The following is a 15,954-nucleotide window of genomic DNA, read 5'->3' as shown; positions in this document are numbered from 1 at the left end:
TACGGGCATCGGAAGGGGCGATGGGTGCCTGCGCGTCGTGTGTTGATCAAATGATCAACAAGGGTCTTGACATCGCCTGCGTCGATATTCATAGTTTGATCGTTCGATCAAACTGAAAGAAGGTGGCGATGGCAGGCCGGGTAGAAGGCAAGGTTGCATTCATCACGGGTGCGGCGCGCGGGCAGGGGCGTAGTCACGCGCTGCGATTGGCGCAAGAGGGTGCGGACATCATCGCTGTCGACGTGTGTCGCCCGGTTACCGATACCAGTGCGATCCCGGCATCGACCCCGGACGATCTGGCCGAGACGGCCGATCTGGTCAAGGGGCTGAACCGTCGCATCGTCACCGCTGAGGTCGACGTGCGCGATTTCGACGCGCTCAAGTCGGCTGTCGACAGCGGTGTCGAACAGCTGGGCCGGCTCGACATCGTGGTGGCCAACGCCGGTATCGGCAACGGCGGCGACACCCTGGACAAGACCAAGGAATCCGACTGGGACGACATGATCGGTGTCAACCTGTCCGGCGTCTGGAAGACCGTGAAAGCTGCCGTACCGCATCTGCTTTCCGGTGGCCGGGGCGGTTCGATCGTCCTCACCAGTTCGGTCGGCGGGCTCAAGGCGTACCCGAACACCGGTCACTACATCGCAGCCAAGCACGGTGTGATCGGTCTGATGCGTAGCTTCGCAGTGGAGTTGGGGCAGCACTCGATCCGGGTGAACTCGGTGTGCCCGACGAACGTGAACACCCCGATGTTCATGAACGAGGGGACGATGAAGCTGTTCCGTCCCGACCTGGAGAACCCGGGTCCCGACGACATGGCCGTGGTCGCCCAGTTGATGCACGTTCTCCCGGTCGGCTGGGTGGAGCCCGTGGATATCAGCAATGCGGTGTTGTTCCTGGCTTCCGAGGAGGCTCGCTACATCACCGGCCTGCCGGTCACGGTCGACGCGGGCAGCATGCTCAAGTAGCGGCCTGGTCGCTGCCGAACCGGCGCAGGAACCGCTCGACGAAGGCGCGGAACTCGGCGTGGCCCTCGGTCACGCCGACCGCCTCTTCGTTGCAGAGGCTGCGGGCGGACTGGGTGAGCAGCATCGACATCACCACGGGCGGGAACTCCTCCATGTCCACACCGTGGGCGCGGAGTACCCCGGCCATGGCGGCGGCCTCGATGTCGCGGACGCGCTCGGAGTAGGCCTTGAGCTCGACGCCGATCGCCTTGCGGTGATTGGCCAGCGCCATGAACTCGGTGTTGAGCCCGGTCACCCGCGAGTCGGAGTTGATCAGCCACAACGCCCGCAGCGGATCGTCGGTGGTGATGGCCTCGCGTAGCCGGGTCAGGGCCGCATCGGCGCCGCTGCGCAGCACCGCGATGTACAGGTCGTCGAGGGTGTCGAAGTAGTAGTAGACCAGTGCCGACCGGACGCCGGCCACGGCCGCGATCCTCCGGGTGGTGGCCGCGGCGTATCCCTCGTCGCGGATGACCTGGGCAGTTGCCTCGATCAGGCGCTTACGGGTGCCCGCGTCCTTGTCCTTGGTCGATCGTGTCGCCGGCATCAGTGCAGCCTCTGAAAACCATTGCCCGACAACATATGTACCTGGTCGTGCGAGATCCTTGACCGCCGAAGGTCGGGGGTGGTAAGCATGAGCCATCCTAACGGTTTGATCGATTGATCAAATTCTGAACTGAGGAAACCGATGCCCGAAGACATGAGCACGACCCGGGTCGAGGTGGATGCCGGTCTGTGTGAGGGACATGCACTGTGCATCCAACTTGCCCCTGAGGTGTTCGACCTGTCTGACGACGAGGTGGCCGGCGCCGCCCCGGCGGACGGCCAGTGGGATCAACGTACCTGGGACAACGTCAAATCCGCTGTCGACGCTTGCCCGCGCCAGGCGATCAGCCTGCTCAACACCAGCACGAAAGGCCAGTGAGCCATGACCGATCTCGCCTCCGTCGACTACTTCGCCGACCCGGCCGTCGCACAGGATCCCTACGAGTACTACGAGTACCTGCGCAGCAACGGGCCGGTGTTCGCCGAACCGCACCACGGTGTGGTCGCGGTGACCGGCTACCAGGAAGTCATGGCTGCCTTCAAGGACCATGCCTCGTTCTCGGCCGTGAACGCGATCGGCGGTCTGTTCCCGCCGCTGCCCTTCGAACCCGAGGGCGACGACATCACCGAGCAGATCGAGGCGCACCGCCACCTGTTCCCGATCCACGAGCACATGGTCGTGATGGACCCGCCCCAGCACGAGCGGGCGCGCTCGCTCCTGAGCAAGCTGCTGACGCCGCGGCGGCTCAAGGAGAACGAGGACTACATGTGGCAGCTGGTGGACCGCCAGCTCGACCGGTTCATCGACAACGGTAAGTGCGAATTCCTCTCCGAGTACGCCAAACCCTTTGCCACCTCGGCGATCATCGACCTGCTGGGTGTTCCCGAGGAAGACCGCCCCGAATTCCTTGCTGCACTGGGCGCCGAGCGGCCGGAGGGTAACCGCGTCGGGGCCCTCGACGGTGAGCCCGTCGGGCTCGACCCCCTGCAGTATCTGGACGACAAGTTCGCCGGTTACCTCGCGGAACGCCGACGCGAGCCACGCGGCGACGTGCTCTCCGGCATGGCCACCGCGACTTATCCCGACGGTTCGACGCCAGAGCTGCTGGAGGTGGTGAAGCCCGCCACGTTCCTGTTCGCCGCCGGCCAGGAGACCGTCACCAAGCTGCTCAGCGCCGCCGTGCAGACCTTGGGCGACAATCCGGAATTTCAACAGGCACTGCGTGAGAACCCGGACGGCATCCCGACTTTCATCGAGGAAGCTCTGAGGATGCACTCTCCGACCAAGATCGATTTCCGGCTCGTCCGCAAGACCACCACCCTCGGTGGGGTGCACCTGAAGGCCGGGACCATCGTCATGCTGTGCCTGGGCGCGGCCAACCGCGATCCCCGCAAGTTCGACGATCCGCACGAGTTCCGTCCGGATCGCAAGAACGTCCGTGAGCACATCGCTTTCGGCCGGGGCATCCACACCTGCGCCGGGGCGCCGCTGGCCCGGGTCGAAGGTCAGATCACCGTCCGTCGCCTCCTGGACCGGATGCGGGACATCGGGATCGATGAATCCGCCCACGGCCCGGCCGGACGACGGAACTACACCTACGAGCCGACGTTCCTGCTGCGGGGCCTCACCGAACTCAACATCACGTTCACCCCAGCGAAAGGCTGACCGGTCCGCCCCGGTGATCGACCGCGTCGAGGATGCTGGACGGCACCCGGAACACCCGGCCCGGTGAGGCCGGCCACGGCAGGGTCTTGCGGCCGACGACCCTTCCGTCCTGGCGGGCAACCACTTTCGGGATACGCACCAGGGTGTCGGTCCACAGCAGCAGTCGGTGCCGCGCGGGCGCGGGATCGCCCGGCCGCAGCAGACCCGGGGCGACCCAGCGCAGCGGGGCCGCAGCCTCGATGCGGATCGCCCGGTCCGGCGTGGGCGCACCGTCGAGGTGGCGACGCACCTGCGCGGCCACGTGACGGCCGTCCAGAGCGGCGATGTCGGCGGTGTCCACCGGGTGCAGCAGATTGCCGATCGCGAACACCCCCTCCCGACTGGTCCGCAGCGCGGTGTCGACGACGGGCCCCAGGCTGCTCGGGTCCATGGCGAGGCCGGCGGAGCGGGCCAGCTCATGGTCGGGAATCCAGTCGCCGGTGAAGACCACGGTGTCGCAGGCCACGATGCGGCGTTGCCCGGTCCGCGTGTTCTCGACTTCCACGCCGACGACGACGCCCTTGCCGATGATGCGGGTCACCCGGGTCGTGGTGGCGACCTCGACGTTCATCAGCGGGGTCCGGCCGGCGATGTTGAACATCGCGTAGGACTCGGGTGACGGGTATTCGCTTGTCATCAATGCGGTTTCGCATCCCGCATGCTTGAGGGTGAGCACCGCCGAGTAGCTGACCAGTTCGGCCCCGACGATGACCGCGCGCTTGCCCACGCCGCGGTGCTGCAGGTGCACGGTGTTCTGCAGCTGCCCCGTGGTGTAGATGCCACCGGGCCGGTCGCCGGGGATCATCCGGGCCGGGCGCGCCCGCTCGCGGGCGCCGGTGGCCAGGATGACCGCACGTGCGTCGAGGCGTTCGCGCCCGGCGGGGGAGGTGAGCTCAAGGGACCTGTCGCCGGCCCAGCCGGTGACCATGGTGGCCGTCCGGATCTCGGCCCCGGCCGCTGTGGCCTCGCGGACCAAGCGGCGCGCGTAGGCCGGCCCGCCGATGAACGTCTTCATGTCGCGGATGCCGTAGCCCGGATGGTCGCTGTGCCGCGGAATGCCCCCCGCCTCGGATTCGCGTTCCAGCACAACCACATTCAGGCTTGAGTCGCGGGCCAGCTCGGCCGCGGCGGTCAGGCCCGCGGGCCCGCCGCCGATGATCGCGACGTCGTAGATGCTGCTCACTGCTTGCTCTCCTGAGATTCCCGCTCGAACACGGACTGCACCTCGGCACCGCAGAAGAAAGCCTGGCAGCGACCGTTCATCACGCGGGTGCGTCGACGCAGGCCTTCCAAGGCCGCGGGTGGGATGACGGAATGGCAGGCATCGCGCAGTTCACCTTCGGTGACCCGTTCGCAGAAACACACGATCCGGCCGTACGCGGGGTCGGCGGCGATCTTCTCGGCCTGCTGATAGGGACGGGGGAACGCCTCGCCGAGGTTGGGCATCTGCGGCGGGTCGGGCAGATCGCCGGCCGGGGTCAGCTCAAGGCCGGCCGAGACCAGTTGAGCACGGGCGTATTCCGCGATCGCCATGCCCGCGGTCAGGCCGGTGGACCGGATGCCGCCGACCAGCAGGTAATGCTGCGCTGGATCGGCCTCGATCAGGTAGTCCCCGTGGTCGATTGCCGCGCGCAGCCCGGCATAGGTCGCGGTGACCTCCTCGGCAAGGAGTCGGGGCATCAGCGCGCGCCCCTTTTCCAGCAGGAACTCGAATCCGCTCTCCGAGGTACCGGTCGCGCTGCGGTCGGTGAGGTCCTCGGAGGTGGGGCCGAGCATGACGTTGCCGTAGATGGTGGGACTGACCAGAACTCCCTTGCCGCGCGAGGTCGGCACCGGCAGCACGATCTTGTCGACCAACGGCCGGGCCAGCTTGTCGTAGACGATGAGCTCGCCGCGGCGCGGGGTCACGGTGAATCGCGAGAAGCCGAACAGGTTGTCGATGACATCGGCGCCCAGACCGGCTGCGTTGACCACCCATCGCGTGCGCACCGTGCCCGCGGAGGTGTGCAGCGTGGTGCCCTCGGCGCCGGTCTCGACGCGCTCCACCCGGTGATCGGTCAGCAGGGTGGTGCCCCGGTTGACGGCGTCGGTGGCCAGCGCGAGGTTGACCGTCCAGGTGCAGATGATCGACTCGTCGGGCACCGTGAGGCCGCCGAGGGCGCCCGGCCCCAGGTCGGGAACCGCGGCGTACACGGCCGCGGAGTCGACGATCTCGCACCGGTGGTACCCGTTGGCCTCGGCCTTGTCCTTCAATCCCGGTAGGGCATCGAGCTGTTCGTCGTCCCAGGCCACCAGGATGGCGCCGGTGTGCTCGACCGGGATCCCGGTGTGGGCCGCGTAGTCGGACAGCAGTTCGTAGCCGCGGCTGACCATGGTGGATTCCAGTGTTCCGGGTTTGGCGTCGAACCCGGTGTGCAGGATCGCCGTGTTGGCCTTGCTGGTTCCGTCGCCGACGTCGTCGCGGGCTTCGAGCAGCGCGACCGACAGTTGGTATCCGGACAGCTCACGTGCGATGGCTGAGCCGACGATGCCGGCTCCGATGACCACGACGTCAAAGGCGCCGGAGGTCGGGGTGTTCATGAATTCTCCTGGTGATACGTGGTTTCGGCCAGCTCTCGCCAGGCCGAGCGGAATTCGGCGGCGCGCGCCGGGCTCCACCGGGGTTCGTAGCAGGCCGCCGGGGTCCAGTCGGCGACGACGTCGGACACCGACTGCTCGGGTGCCAGGCTGAGCCGCGCCAGCGCGGCAGCGCCCAGTGCGGTGGCGTGCGCCGAGGGATACACGTCGACGGGCACCTGCAGGATGTCGGCGCAGGCCTGCATCAGGACCGTGGACTGGGTGAGCCCGCCGTCGGCACGCAGCCTGGTCAGCTGTGGTGCGTCGGCGTCGATCGCCGACACCAGTTCGGCGACCTGTGCGGCGATGCCCTGCAGTACCGCCAGCACGATGTGGCCGCGCCCGGTGGACAAGGTCATGCCCGAGATCGTCGCGGTGGCTTGCGATTTCCACCATGGCGCGGCAAGGCCTGCCAGCGCGGGCACGCACATCACCCCGCCGCTGTCGGATTCGGCGATGGCATCCATCTCCGCGGCTCCGCTGATCACGCCGAGCGAGGTGAGCCATTTGACGGCCGATGCGGCGGTGTAGACCTGGCCGTCGATGCAGAACGAGTCGATGCCGCCGACCCGCCAGGCCACCGACGAGGTCAGACCCGTGGTCGAGCGCACCGGGGTGGTCCCGGTGTTCGACAGCAGGAACGCGCCGGTGCCGAACGTGCACTTGGCCATGCCCGGCTCGAGGCACGCCTCGGCCAGCAGCGCGGCCTGCTGGTCCACCACGATGCCGCCGACCGGGACGTCGGCTCCGAAAGCCGATGTGGTGCCGATGATCTCGTCGTTGCCGGCGATTCGGGGCAGCCGCTCGCCGTCCAGTCCGAACAATGCGAGCAACTCGGGGCTCCAGTCCCGGCCGCCCAGTTCCACGGCCGCCGAGCGGCTGGCGGTGGTGGCATCGGTGACGAACTCTCCGGTGAGCTGGTGCAGCAGCCACGTGTCGGATGTTGTCACCACACTGCCGGCAGCGGCTCCCATGTTGCGGCGCAGCCAGGCCATCTTCGGTGCCGAGAAGTAGGGGTCGAGCACCAATCCGGTTCGGGCGGCGAGCATGTCGGCATGTGCGCCGAGGTCGGCGCACAAGGCCTCGGCCCGGCGATCCTGCCACACGATGGCCGGGGTCAGCGGCTTGCCGGTAACGGGATCCCAGGCCAGCACCGTCTCGCCCTGATTCGCCAGCGAAACCGCGTCGACAGGGCGGCCGGCCTCATCGAGGGCGGCGCGTCCGGCGCCGAGCACGGACTCCAGCAGTTCTGCCGGGTCCTGCTCGACGCCGCCGCCGTCGAGGTAACGGGGGTGGACAGCGACCTCGGCAACGCCTACTACACCCTCTTGGGGATCGACGACGATCGCCTTGGTGCCCGAGGTGCCTTGGTCGATGGCCAGTACCGTCATTTCACGGCATCCTCGGTATCGCCTGCGACATGGTCCAGTTCGGCGTCGATCGAGGCCAGTTCGGGCATCTTCAGACCCTCCTTGCCGCGGGTGACCAGCAGGTAGCCGAGGTACACGGCACCGATGGCCACCATTGCCAGGACGTACAACCAAGGATCCTTGAAGGACGCGTCGCGGAACAGGGAGAGCACGAACACCAGCCACACCACCGCGACAGCCAGAACCGGGATCTCCCAGCGGCCCAGATTGAAGCCGGCGCTCGGGGGCAGCTTCTTGCGGGTCGCGATGTAGAGGGCGACGGTGATCGCGTAGATGGTGGCGGGGAGCAGCGTCGCCGCGGAGAACAGCTTGAACAGCGCGTCGGTGCTGGTGGAGAAGATTCCGAGGATCACGGCCGAGGTGGCTGCCATGAAGACGGTGGCGTTCGCCGGGGTGCGGAACCGCGGTGAAACCTTGTGCAGTACCTGCCATCCCGGAAAGCGCTGATCGCGCGACATCGCCCAGACCAGGCGCACGCCGCTCATCAGGATCACCAGCCCGCAGGCGAAGATCGCGATGGCCACCAGGATGAGCAGCGCGGTGCCGACGAACGAGCCCAGGATGTCGCGGATCACGTCGGCGATCGGGGTGCCCGACTGAGCCAGCGTGGCCGGATCGTTGACAGCAGCGGTCACCACCAGCAGGAACAGGAAGCCGAGCACGCCCGAGGCCAGCACGGCCTGCCACATTGCCCGTGGCACAACGATTTCAGGGTTCTTGGTCTCTTCGGCGAGGTTGGCGGCCGACTCGAAACCGACGATGGTGAAGGCGCCGAGCAGGAAGCCGAGCATCCACGGGCCCACCGAGGTGGCGGTGCCGAAGCTCCAATAACCCTCGGCCGGGATATCTCCGCGGGAGAACAGGTTGCCGACCGAGAGCTTGTGCGCGATCACGCCGACGATGAACAGCAGGACCACCAGGGCGACCATCCCGATCAGCTCGGCGGTGACGGCGAAGTTGTTGACCCGCTCGGTCCACTTGGTCGACAACCCGACCAGCAATGCTTGCAGCAGCAGCACTCCGGCGGTGATCAGGAATGAGGTCGCCGGGGTGCCGGTGAAATCGAACAGTGCGGGCACCACGGTGGCGGCGACGGTGTAGTCCACCGCGACCACCACGATCGCCAAGAAGGTGAAGGAGATCCAGCCGGTGATCCAGCCGAGGATGGGGTTGGCCAGCCGTGACACCCACTGGTAGGCGTAGCCGGTCACCGGGATGCGGGCGGCCAGCGAGCCGAGCAGCAGGGCCACCGCGACCTGTCCGACGATGACGAACGGCCAGGTCCAGATGCCCATCGGGCCGGAGCTGTTGAGCACGCTGCCGTAGGTGGTGAAGATGCCGGTGGCGATCGAGACGAACGCGAACGCCACGGCGAAGGAGGCGAACTTGCCGGTGCCGCGTTCCAACGTCTCGGTATAGCCGTACGGCGATGTGGAAGAATTTGTCATCGATCGGGCTTTCTGACTGGAGTTGACTGTTTCGGGAGAAGAGCTCGGTCCGCGGGCGACGCTGCAACGTCGCCCGCACCCGTTTCAGGCGCTTGCCGGCCGGGCCGGCATGACCACACCTCCCATCTCCTGGAAGGCCGATTCCACGGCCAGGTCGGTGCTCTGGTCGGTGATCAGTCCGTTGACCGCGCTGAGATCGCAGACTCGGTAGGGCGCTACCTGTCCGAGCTTGGACGAGTCGGCCAGGATGTAGCTGCGCGCGCTGTTGGCGATGATCGTGCGGCGCACGTCGATCTCGTCGAGATGGAAGTCGGTGAGCCCGGCTGCCGCGTCCACGCCGCCGGACCCGAGTAGGGCGATGTCGGCATAGATGTCGGTGAAGAAGGCCTTGGTGTGTGCGTTCGAGCAGGCCAGGTCACCTGCCCGGACTCGTCCGCCGGCCAGCAACAGCTCGATTCCAGGGCGGTCGGCCAGTTCCACCGCGACCGGCAGCGACGGGGTGATCACGGTGCCGGTGAACGAGCGGGGGATGGCCTGGGCCACGGCGACGGCCGTGGTCCCGATGTCGATGATCACCGTCTGCCCGTTCTCGAGCAGGCCCGCTGCCACCCGGGCCAATTGAGCCTTGGCCTGGTGCCGGATCATCGTCCGCTCGGAGTAGGAGGGCTCGATGGGGCGGTGGTCGGCCACCGCGGCGGCGCCGCCGTGAACCCGGCGCAATGCTCCGCGCTCTTCGAGAAAGGCCAGGTCGCGGCGCACGGTCTCGGCCGATACCCCGAGGCGGCGGACGAGTTCGTCCGTGCTGACCGCCTGCGCGGTGCCTACCGCATCGACGATCGCCTCATGACGCTCAACCGGCAGCACGGTTGACCGTCAATGTGGATTTCTGACCGAACATGACGGTTATTGTGGAGTGTTGTCTGGCTCACGTCAACCGGAGCCGGGAAATCAGCGCACAGCGATCCGGATGTTCTTCACCTGCTGGAACTCGTTGAGGCCCTCGACACCGCCGGTGCGGCCCGAACCGCTCTGCTTGTAGCCGCCGTAGGGGCCCTGTGGGGAGATGTCGCTGAACTGGTTGATCCACACCGATCCGGATTCGAGCCGGCGGGCAACTCGGTGCGCGCGGTTGAGGTCCGTCGTCTGGACGAACGCGTTCAGGCCGTACGGGGTGTCGTTGGCGATCCGCACGGCCTCGTCCTCGTCGCGGAATCTCATCACCGAGACCACCGGCCCGAACGTCTCCAGCTGCGCGAGTTCCGAGGCGTTGTCCACGCCGCCGAACACGGTCGGCTCGACGTAGTAGCCGTCGCCGTCGATCCGCTTGCCGCCCAACAACAATTCGCCCGAACCGCCGGCCACGGCGGTGTCGACCGCGGCCAGGATCCGGTCGGCCGCGGCCTGGCTGATCACCGGTCCGAACGTCGTCGCGGGATCCATCGGGTCACCGATGCGGGCCGCGCCTATCACGCCGAGGAACTTCTCCAGGAATTCGTCGTACACCCCGTCGTGGACGAGTATCCGGCTCGCACACGCGCAGCTCTGCCCCGATTGCATGAGCGGGCCCTGGTGCGCCGACAACGTGGCAGCGAGGTCGAGATCGGCGTCGGCGAAGATGAGGTTGGCGGACTTGCCGCCCAGCTCGGTGACCACCGGCGTCAGATTCGTTGCGGCGGCTTGTAATACCTCGCGCGCGGTCGCGCCGCCCCCGGTGAAGGCGATCTTGCCGATACCCGGATGGCGCACCAGGGCGTCGCCGCCCTCGGCGTCGGCGGGGACGACGGTCACCAGCCCCTCGGGCAATCCCGCCTCCACGCACAGCTCTCCGAAACGCAGCGCCGCGAACGGTGCGAGCTCGGAAGGCTTGAGGACGACGGCGTTGCCTGCGGCCAGCGCCGGGGCGACACACGATCCCGTGACGACCAGGGCGCCGTTCCATGGCGTGATGACGCCGACGACGCCATACGGCTCGCGCTCGACGAGGTTGATGTCGAACGACCCGTTGACCGGGGTCGTCACCCCGTGCGGTTTGTCGGCGTAACCCGCGAAATGCCGCAGGAACCGCTCGAGGAGCAGTGCGGTTCCGGCGAACGAGATCGGCACCGCGTAGTCGGCCACATTGAGTTTCGCGAGCTCGTCGAGGTGCTCGTGCACCACGTCGGCCAGGTCGATCAGCAGGTCCCGGCGGCGGTCGACGGTGAGCGAGACCCATTCCCGCTGCGCTTTGGCCGCCGCCGCGACGGCGTTGTCGATCTCGGCGGGCCCGGCCAGGGACACGGTTCCGTTCGGCCGGCCGGTGGCCGGGTAGATGTGCTCGAAGGTCATGCCTCGGCTTCCCACTCGGCAAGCACCCGCTGCTTCTGTTCGCCGATCACCTGGTTGAGGTTCGCCGCCTTGGGCCATCCGTAGTAGGCCGCGAAATGCAGTGCCAGCTCGTCCATTTCCTCGAACGAGACATCACGGCTCTTGAGCGCGGCATAGACGTGGCTCAGGATCGGCAGCGGCGCATCCTGAAACGCCACGCAGGCCACCGTGACCAGGCGCCGTTCCTTCATGCCGAGTCCGGGGCGCAGCCACATCTCCCCGAACACGAAGTTGAGGATGCCTGCCCCGGAGTACGGGTTGTCGCGGGTCGGGGCGAAGGGAATGCAGTTGATGTCTCGGAAGGACTGCTCCCCGCAGACCAGTCGTTCCTCCGGATCGCTCGGTGTGGGCAGCGGCAGGAGCGGCTCCGGTGCGGGTGGTGTCAGGCCGCGCTCGCGGTGGATGCGGTCCCACTGCTCGTCGACCATGATGTTGAACCGGGATGCCTTGGGCCACCCGGCGTACACCGCGAAATGCAGGACGGTTTCCCGCATTTCGACGATGGACACATCACCGCTGTTGAGTGCGGCGTATACGTGGTCACGCAACGGACCTTCGGCGTCGGCCGCCGCGACACACGGCAGGGTGACGAATCGCCGGTCCCGGCGGGTCAAGGCGGTGCGCGGCCACACCTCGGCGAACACGAAGTCGATGAGGTTGGTGGTCGCCGGGCTGGCATCCTCCGACGGCGCCGCGAACGTCATCACCTCGGCGAACTCGCGCCTTCCGCGCTCGGTCCGGGTATCGGATGCGGTCATCGGATCGTCACCCCGGCATCGACCTTGAACTCCAGGCCGGTGACGTGCCGGGCTTCGTCGGAGATCAGGAACAGCACCGCATTGCTGATGTCCAGCGCCTCGGTCATCTGGATCGGCAGCGCATTCTGGAAGATCGGCCCCAGGTCTTGGCGGGTCTCGTGGAGCAGGGTGTGCAGACTGTCGGGACGAAGTCCGGTGGCGACTCCGGTGGGATGCACGGTGTTGACCCGAACGTTGACCGCGGCAAGCTCATTGGCCAGGGCGCGGCTGAGGCCGACCACGCCGTGTTTGGACGCCGTGTAGGGCGTGTGCAGCGGTGAGCCCTTGAGTCCCGCCACCGAACTGACGTTGATCAGGCTGCCGCCGCGTTCCACCAGATGGGGCAGTGCGGCCGCGCAGGTGTTCCAGGTGCCGATCAGGTTCACGTCCACGACCGTGCGCCACTGCTCCGCGGTGGTGGTGTCCCAGGTGCCCGCGGTCAGGACCCCGGCGTTGGCAACGGAGGCGTCCAGGCCGCCGAGCTCTGCCACCCCCTCGGCGACCGCGGCGCTCAATGCCGCACCGTCGCGCACGTCGACCACATAGGTCAGGGCCTGACGGCCGAGTTCCGTGACGAGGCGGGCGGTTTCGTCCAGATCGTCGCGGGTGGCCAGCGGATACTCCACCTCTGGCAGCGATTCGCAGATGTCGACGAGGATCAGATCGGCGCCTTCCTCGGCGAGGCGTACCGCGTGGCTTCGGCCCATGCCGCGTGCTGCGCCGGTGATCAGCACGCGCTTGCCGGTGACCCGCCCGCTCATAGCTTGTTGGTGAAGCCGGCGTCGACGGGGAGGGTGACCCCGGTGACGTAGCGGCCAGCGTCGGACACCAGGTAACTGATGGTCGCGCTGATGTCCTGCGGCTCCAGCATGGATACCGGCATCGGGTTCTGCAGGTGCACACCGCCGTCGGGGTAGTTTTCCAGGAACGCCGTCATCGCCGGGTTGATCGCCATCATGGTGTTGACCGCGGTGGGATGCACCGTGTTGACCCGGATGCTGTGCGGGGCAAGGGCATTGGACAGCGTGCGCATCAGCCCGACGATGCCGTGCTTGGATGCGGCGTAGCCCAGGCCACCGCCCTGCAGACCGCCGAAGCCGCGAAGCCCCGCGGTCGAACTGGTGAAGACGATCGATCCGCCGCGTCCGCCCTCGATCAGGTGGGGGATCGCGGCCTTGGCCGTGTGGAACGAGCCGACGAGGTTGACGTCGAGCACGTCGGTCCACATCTCGAGGTCTTCTTCGATGGTCAGCTCGCGGAAGGCCATGGTCGCGATGCCTGCGTTGGCGAGCACGATGTCCAGGCGGCCGAACTGTTCGACACCCGCGTCGAGTGCCGCCTTGAGCGCGTGGAAATCGCGGACGTCGGCGACGGCGGCGACCATCTTGCCGCCCGCGGCCTCCACGAGGGCGACCGTCTCGTCGAGCTCGTCGCGGCTTGCCATCGGATAGCCGTTGGATGGGATGTCTTCGCAGATGTCCACGCCGATGATGGCCGCGCCCTCGGCGGCGAGCGTCACCGCGTGACTGCGGCCCTGACCTCGGGCCACCCCGGTGATGAAGGCGACTTTTCCGTCCAGATTTCCCATTGATCCTCGCTCCGCCGAATAGCTGTAACCGTGTTACAGCGGTACGGTAACGTGGTTACTCTCCGGCGGCAAGGGTGTTTTCGACAGTGACTGAGACAGTGACCGAAGAGCGTGATCGGATCCTCGACATCGTGGTGGACCTCCTCGAGACCGAGGGCTATGACGCGGTGCAGCTGCGTGAGGTGGCGCGCCGGGCCAAGACCTCACTGGCCACGATCTACAAGCGCTACGCCACCCGCGACGAGTTGATCCTGGCCGCGCTGGATTCCTGGATGGCCGAGAACCGGTACTCGGGAGTGGCAGGGCAGGTGCGTGAGCCCGACGAGTCGCTGTACGAGGCGCTGATGCGGATGTTCCGCACCATCTTCGAGCCGTGGGAGAAACACCCCGACATGCTCAGGGCCTACTCGCGGGTCCGGGCGGCGCCGGGCGGGGACCGCCTGGTGCGCCGCGGCCTCGACGCCGTGGTGCCCGCGGGCCTGTCGATCCTGTCCGGGGTCGACGAGACGTTCGTCCACGACCTCGACAACATCCTGATGAACCTGGTCTTCGGCCTGGTCGGCCGCTTCACCGCGGGCGAGATCGCCATCACCGAGATCCTCCCCAGCCTCGACCGGACCGTCTACTGGCTCACGGCGGGGTATGAGGCCGGGCGCTAGCCGATCTGCGCGTCGACGAAATCGATGATGTCGGCGGCGACCTCGCGGTGCACATCCTCGTTGAGGATGTCGTGGCGGCCGCCCGGAAACTCCTTGAACCGCAACGCTTCTATCTGTTCGGAATAGGCCTTCACCGCACCGGCCGGGGCGATGACGTCGGCCGAACCGTGCAGGGCCAGGGTCGGCACCGTGAGCTTGGGCAGCTCGGCACCGAACCGGTCCCAGGCCCGGTCCAGTTCGCGGGTGAGGGCGGCCCCGTCGGCGTCGACGAAGGCCAGTGGATCGTTCTCCAGGGCGTCCAGGTAGAACGGGTCGGACGAGAGCCAGTTCGGGTCCAGGTCCAATTCGGTGTCCGTATCGAGCATCTCGGGGATCGGAACCAACGGGGCGCCGGAGATGATGCCCGCCCGGTACCGGTCGGGTGCACCGAGCAGCCGGAACAGGGTCACCACCGAGCCGAACGAATGCCCTTGTGCCACCAGGGGTATGCCGGCGCTCTCCTGCTCGGCGAGGGTGGTCAGTGCCTCGGCCAGTGCTGAACTGTCCTCGATGCTGCCGAAGTCACCCCGGGTGCCCGGCGTCAGTCCGTGCCCGAACTGATCGACCGCCCACAGGTCGATGCCCGCGGCATTGAGCGCGAAACCGTACCGGTGGTAGACGCCGGTGTGTTCACCGAACCCGTGCAGGAAGACGACGGCTGCGCGGGGTTCCGCCGCGGCCCAGTGCCGGTAGTAGGCGCGCCCGCGCTCGTGCTCGATGAATGGCATACCGCTCACCGCAGCAATATCCGGGCCGGACCGCAAGCATTCTTCTCACCGGGTCAGCGAATGCCGAGCAGCACATCGTGTTGGTCGGCCATCCGATCCTGGATCGCCTCGACCACGGCGGCCACCACCGGGCGGCGCAGCGTCTCGGCCCGGGCCACCAGCCAGTAGCTCAACCGAACCGTCAGTTCCGCGGGCAGCACCCGAACCAGATCCTCGTGCCGGTCGGCCATGAAACACGGAAGCAGCCCCAGCCCTGCCGCGGCGCGGGTGGCCTCGACGTGGACGAACACGTTGGTGGACGTCACCGATTCATGCATGGCCGGTGCATAGCTGGTGGCCATGTCGAGATCGTCGACCTGAAGCATCGAATCGATGAAGTAGACCAACGGGAATCGGGCCAGGTCCGCGATGTCGGTGGGGGTGCCGTGTTCGGCGAGATAGGAACGCGCGCCGTACAGGCCGAGGCAGTAGTCGCCGAGGAGGATCGCCTCGGCCCGTCGTACCTGGGGTGCGCCCACGACGATCTCGAGGTCGAGGCTCGACCGTTGTTGGGAGGCGCGGCGGGTGGCGGTCACGATCTCGACGGTCAGGCGAGGGTGACGGCGTTGCACTTGAGCCGCCGCGGGGGCGGCGATGTAGGCGCTGAAGCCGTCCGTCGCCGAGATCCGGACCACGCCCTCGAGTTGCCGGGCGCCGGCGGTGCTCAGGGTGGATACCGCGGACTCGACGGCCTCGGCGGCGGCCAGCGCCTCGCGCCCGAGGTCGGTGAGTTCCCACCCGCCGCCGGCCCGGGTCAGCACCCGGCCCCCGATGGCCTGCTCCAACGCGGCGATACGCCGCGAGATCGTGGTGTGGTTGATGCCCAGCTCATCGGCCGCGGCGGTGTAGCGGCCGGACCGGCCGACCGCGAGCAGCACGAGCAGATCGTCCGCGCTGGGGCGGCCGGGGCGTTGCGGACCGTCCATTTCTGCATTTTTGCAGACTGCTCGTGCGCTTTTACCCATTGCGGCGAGTTCGGCGTGCATGA

At 67.5% G+C, this 15,954-nt stretch carries 16 protein-coding genes; 4 read left to right on the top strand and 12 right to left on the bottom strand.

The genetic code is table 11. The annotated features are described in order from the left end of the window. Positions 1-128: 128 nt before the first annotated feature. Positions 129-968, top strand: a complete 840-nt coding sequence (locus tag TX88_RS25515; protein ID WP_044520777.1) for a mycofactocin-coupled SDR family oxidoreductase — start codon at positions 129-131, stop codon at positions 966-968. Here TX88_RS25515 and TX88_RS25510 read toward each other — a convergent pair. Next, positions 961-1,554, bottom strand: coding sequence for a TetR/AcrR family transcriptional regulator (locus tag TX88_RS25510; RefSeq protein WP_044520776.1), 594 nt, complete (start codon positions 1,552-1,554; stop codon positions 961-963). The genes TX88_RS25515 and TX88_RS25510 overlap by 8 nt on opposite strands. Positions 1,555-1,695: 141 nt before the next feature. Here TX88_RS25510 and TX88_RS25505 point away from each other — a divergent pair, with 141 nt between their 5' ends. Further along, the gene (locus tag TX88_RS25505; protein WP_244438623.1) at positions 1,696-1,932 is read left to right on the top strand and encodes a ferredoxin; all 237 of its coding nucleotides are present in this window, start codon (positions 1,696-1,698) and stop codon (positions 1,930-1,932) included. 3 nt (positions 1,933-1,935) lie between these two features. Further along, complete coding sequence (locus TX88_RS25500; protein WP_044520774.1) at positions 1,936-3,219, top strand: cytochrome P450; 1,284 nt, start codon at positions 1,936-1,938, stop codon at positions 3,217-3,219. Here the strand turns inward: TX88_RS25500 and TX88_RS25495 are convergent. The 9 genes from TX88_RS25495 to TX88_RS25455 form a co-directional block, all read right to left on the bottom strand. Beyond that, the gene (locus TX88_RS25495) at positions 3,200-4,441 is read right to left on the bottom strand and encodes an NAD(P)/FAD-dependent oxidoreductase (protein WP_044520773.1); all 1,242 of its coding nucleotides are present in this window, start codon (positions 4,439-4,441) and stop codon (positions 3,200-3,202) included. The genes TX88_RS25500 and TX88_RS25495 overlap by 20 nt on opposite strands. Continuing rightward, on the bottom strand, positions 4,438-5,838 hold the full coding sequence (locus tag TX88_RS25490) for an NAD(P)/FAD-dependent oxidoreductase (RefSeq protein ID WP_044520771.1): 1,401 nt from the start codon (positions 5,836-5,838) through the stop codon (positions 4,438-4,440). Before TX88_RS25490 ends, TX88_RS25495 begins: the two co-directional genes overlap by 4 nt. Further along, complete coding sequence (locus tag TX88_RS25485; protein WP_044520770.1) at positions 5,835-7,265, bottom strand: FGGY family carbohydrate kinase; 1,431 nt, start codon at positions 7,263-7,265, stop codon at positions 5,835-5,837. The genes TX88_RS25490 and TX88_RS25485 overlap by 4 nt, the downstream gene beginning before the upstream one ends. Continuing rightward, entirely contained in the window at positions 7,262-8,752 is a 1,491-nt protein-coding gene (locus TX88_RS25480; RefSeq protein WP_044520768.1) for an amino acid permease, read from the bottom strand. The genes TX88_RS25485 and TX88_RS25480 overlap by 4 nt, the downstream gene beginning before the upstream one ends. Positions 8,753-8,836: 84 nt before the next feature. Then, complete coding sequence (locus TX88_RS25475; protein WP_044520767.1) at positions 8,837-9,616, bottom strand: DeoR/GlpR family DNA-binding transcription regulator; 780 nt, start codon at positions 9,614-9,616, stop codon at positions 8,837-8,839. Positions 9,617-9,700: 84 nt separating this feature from the next. After that, entirely contained in the window at positions 9,701-11,077 is a 1,377-nt protein-coding gene (locus tag TX88_RS25470) for an aldehyde dehydrogenase family protein (protein ID WP_084622123.1), read from the bottom strand. Continuing rightward, positions 11,074-11,874, bottom strand: coding sequence for a carboxymuconolactone decarboxylase family protein (locus TX88_RS25465; protein WP_044520763.1), 801 nt, complete (start codon positions 11,872-11,874; stop codon positions 11,074-11,076). Before TX88_RS25465 ends, TX88_RS25470 begins: the two co-directional genes overlap by 4 nt. Beyond that, complete coding sequence (locus TX88_RS25460; protein ID WP_044520762.1) at positions 11,871-12,674, bottom strand: mycofactocin-coupled SDR family oxidoreductase; 804 nt, start codon at positions 12,672-12,674, stop codon at positions 11,871-11,873. Before TX88_RS25460 ends, TX88_RS25465 begins: the two co-directional genes overlap by 4 nt. Continuing rightward, positions 12,671-13,501 (bottom strand): mycofactocin-coupled SDR family oxidoreductase, encoded by an 831-nt coding sequence (locus tag TX88_RS25455; protein WP_044520760.1) that lies wholly within the window; start codon positions 13,499-13,501, stop codon positions 12,671-12,673. Before TX88_RS25455 ends, TX88_RS25460 begins: the two co-directional genes overlap by 4 nt. A gap of 86 nt (positions 13,502-13,587) precedes the next feature. Here TX88_RS25455 and TX88_RS25450 point away from each other — a divergent pair, with 86 nt between their 5' ends. Beyond that, entirely contained in the window at positions 13,588-14,160 is a 573-nt protein-coding gene (locus TX88_RS25450) for a TetR/AcrR family transcriptional regulator (protein ID WP_244438621.1), read from the top strand. On the opposite strand, the gene TX88_RS25445 is transcribed toward TX88_RS25450, so the two are convergent. Continuing rightward, positions 14,157-14,927 (bottom strand): alpha/beta fold hydrolase, encoded by a 771-nt coding sequence (locus tag TX88_RS25445; protein ID WP_044520758.1) that lies wholly within the window; start codon positions 14,925-14,927, stop codon positions 14,157-14,159. The two genes, TX88_RS25450 and TX88_RS25445, sit on opposite strands and share 4 nt — an antisense overlap. Positions 14,928-14,980: 53 nt before the next feature. Next, positions 14,981-15,892: a LysR family transcriptional regulator gene (locus TX88_RS25440; protein WP_110918156.1), complete on the bottom strand. Its 912-nt coding sequence runs from the start codon at positions 15,890-15,892 to the stop codon at positions 14,981-14,983. Between the last annotated feature and the right edge of the window lie 62 nt (positions 15,893-15,954).

This window comes from Mycolicibacterium septicum DSM 44393, assembly GCF_000455325.1.
GTDB classification, from domain to species: domain Bacteria; phylum Actinomycetota; class Actinomycetes; order Mycobacteriales; family Mycobacteriaceae; genus Mycobacterium; species Mycobacterium septicum.
This window is presented reverse-complemented; position numbering and strand designations above follow the sequence as displayed.

Coding starts and splice junctions, on each gene's coding strand:
- TX88_RS25485 (WP_044520770.1), bottom strand. CDS start 7,265: ATGACGGTACTGGCCATCGACCAAGGCACCTCGGGCACCAAGGCGATC.
- TX88_RS25460 (WP_044520762.1), bottom strand. CDS start 12,674: ATGAGCGGGCGGGTCACCGGCAAGCGCGTGCTGATCACCGGCGCAGCA.
- TX88_RS25480 (WP_044520768.1), bottom strand. CDS start 8,752: ATGACAAATTCTTCCACATCGCCGTACGGCTATACCGAGACGTTGGAA.
- TX88_RS25445 (WP_044520758.1), bottom strand. CDS start 14,927: ATGCCATTCATCGAGCACGAGCGCGGGCGCGCCTACTACCGGCACTGG.
- TX88_RS25505 (WP_244438623.1), top strand. CDS start 1,696: ATGCCCGAAGACATGAGCACGACCCGGGTCGAGGTGGATGCCGGTCTG.
- TX88_RS25500 (WP_044520774.1), top strand. CDS start 1,936: ATGACCGATCTCGCCTCCGTCGACTACTTCGCCGACCCGGCCGTCGCA.
- TX88_RS25470 (WP_084622123.1), bottom strand. CDS start 11,077: ATGACCTTCGAGCACATCTACCCGGCCACCGGCCGGCCGAACGGAACC.
- TX88_RS25490 (WP_044520771.1), bottom strand. CDS start 5,838: ATGAACACCCCGACCTCCGGCGCCTTTGACGTCGTGGTCATCGGAGCC.
- TX88_RS25455 (WP_044520760.1), bottom strand. CDS start 13,501: ATGGGAAATCTGGACGGAAAAGTCGCCTTCATCACCGGGGTGGCCCGA.
- TX88_RS25510 (WP_044520776.1), bottom strand. CDS start 1,554: ATGCCGGCGACACGATCGACCAAGGACAAGGACGCGGGCACCCGTAAG.
- TX88_RS25515 (WP_044520777.1), top strand. CDS start 129: ATGGCAGGCCGGGTAGAAGGCAAGGTTGCATTCATCACGGGTGCGGCG.
- TX88_RS25440 (WP_110918156.1), bottom strand. CDS start 15,892: ATGGACGGTCCGCAACGCCCCGGCCGCCCCAGCGCGGACGATCTGCTC.
- TX88_RS25465 (WP_044520763.1), bottom strand. CDS start 11,874: ATGACCGCATCCGATACCCGGACCGAGCGCGGAAGGCGCGAGTTCGCC.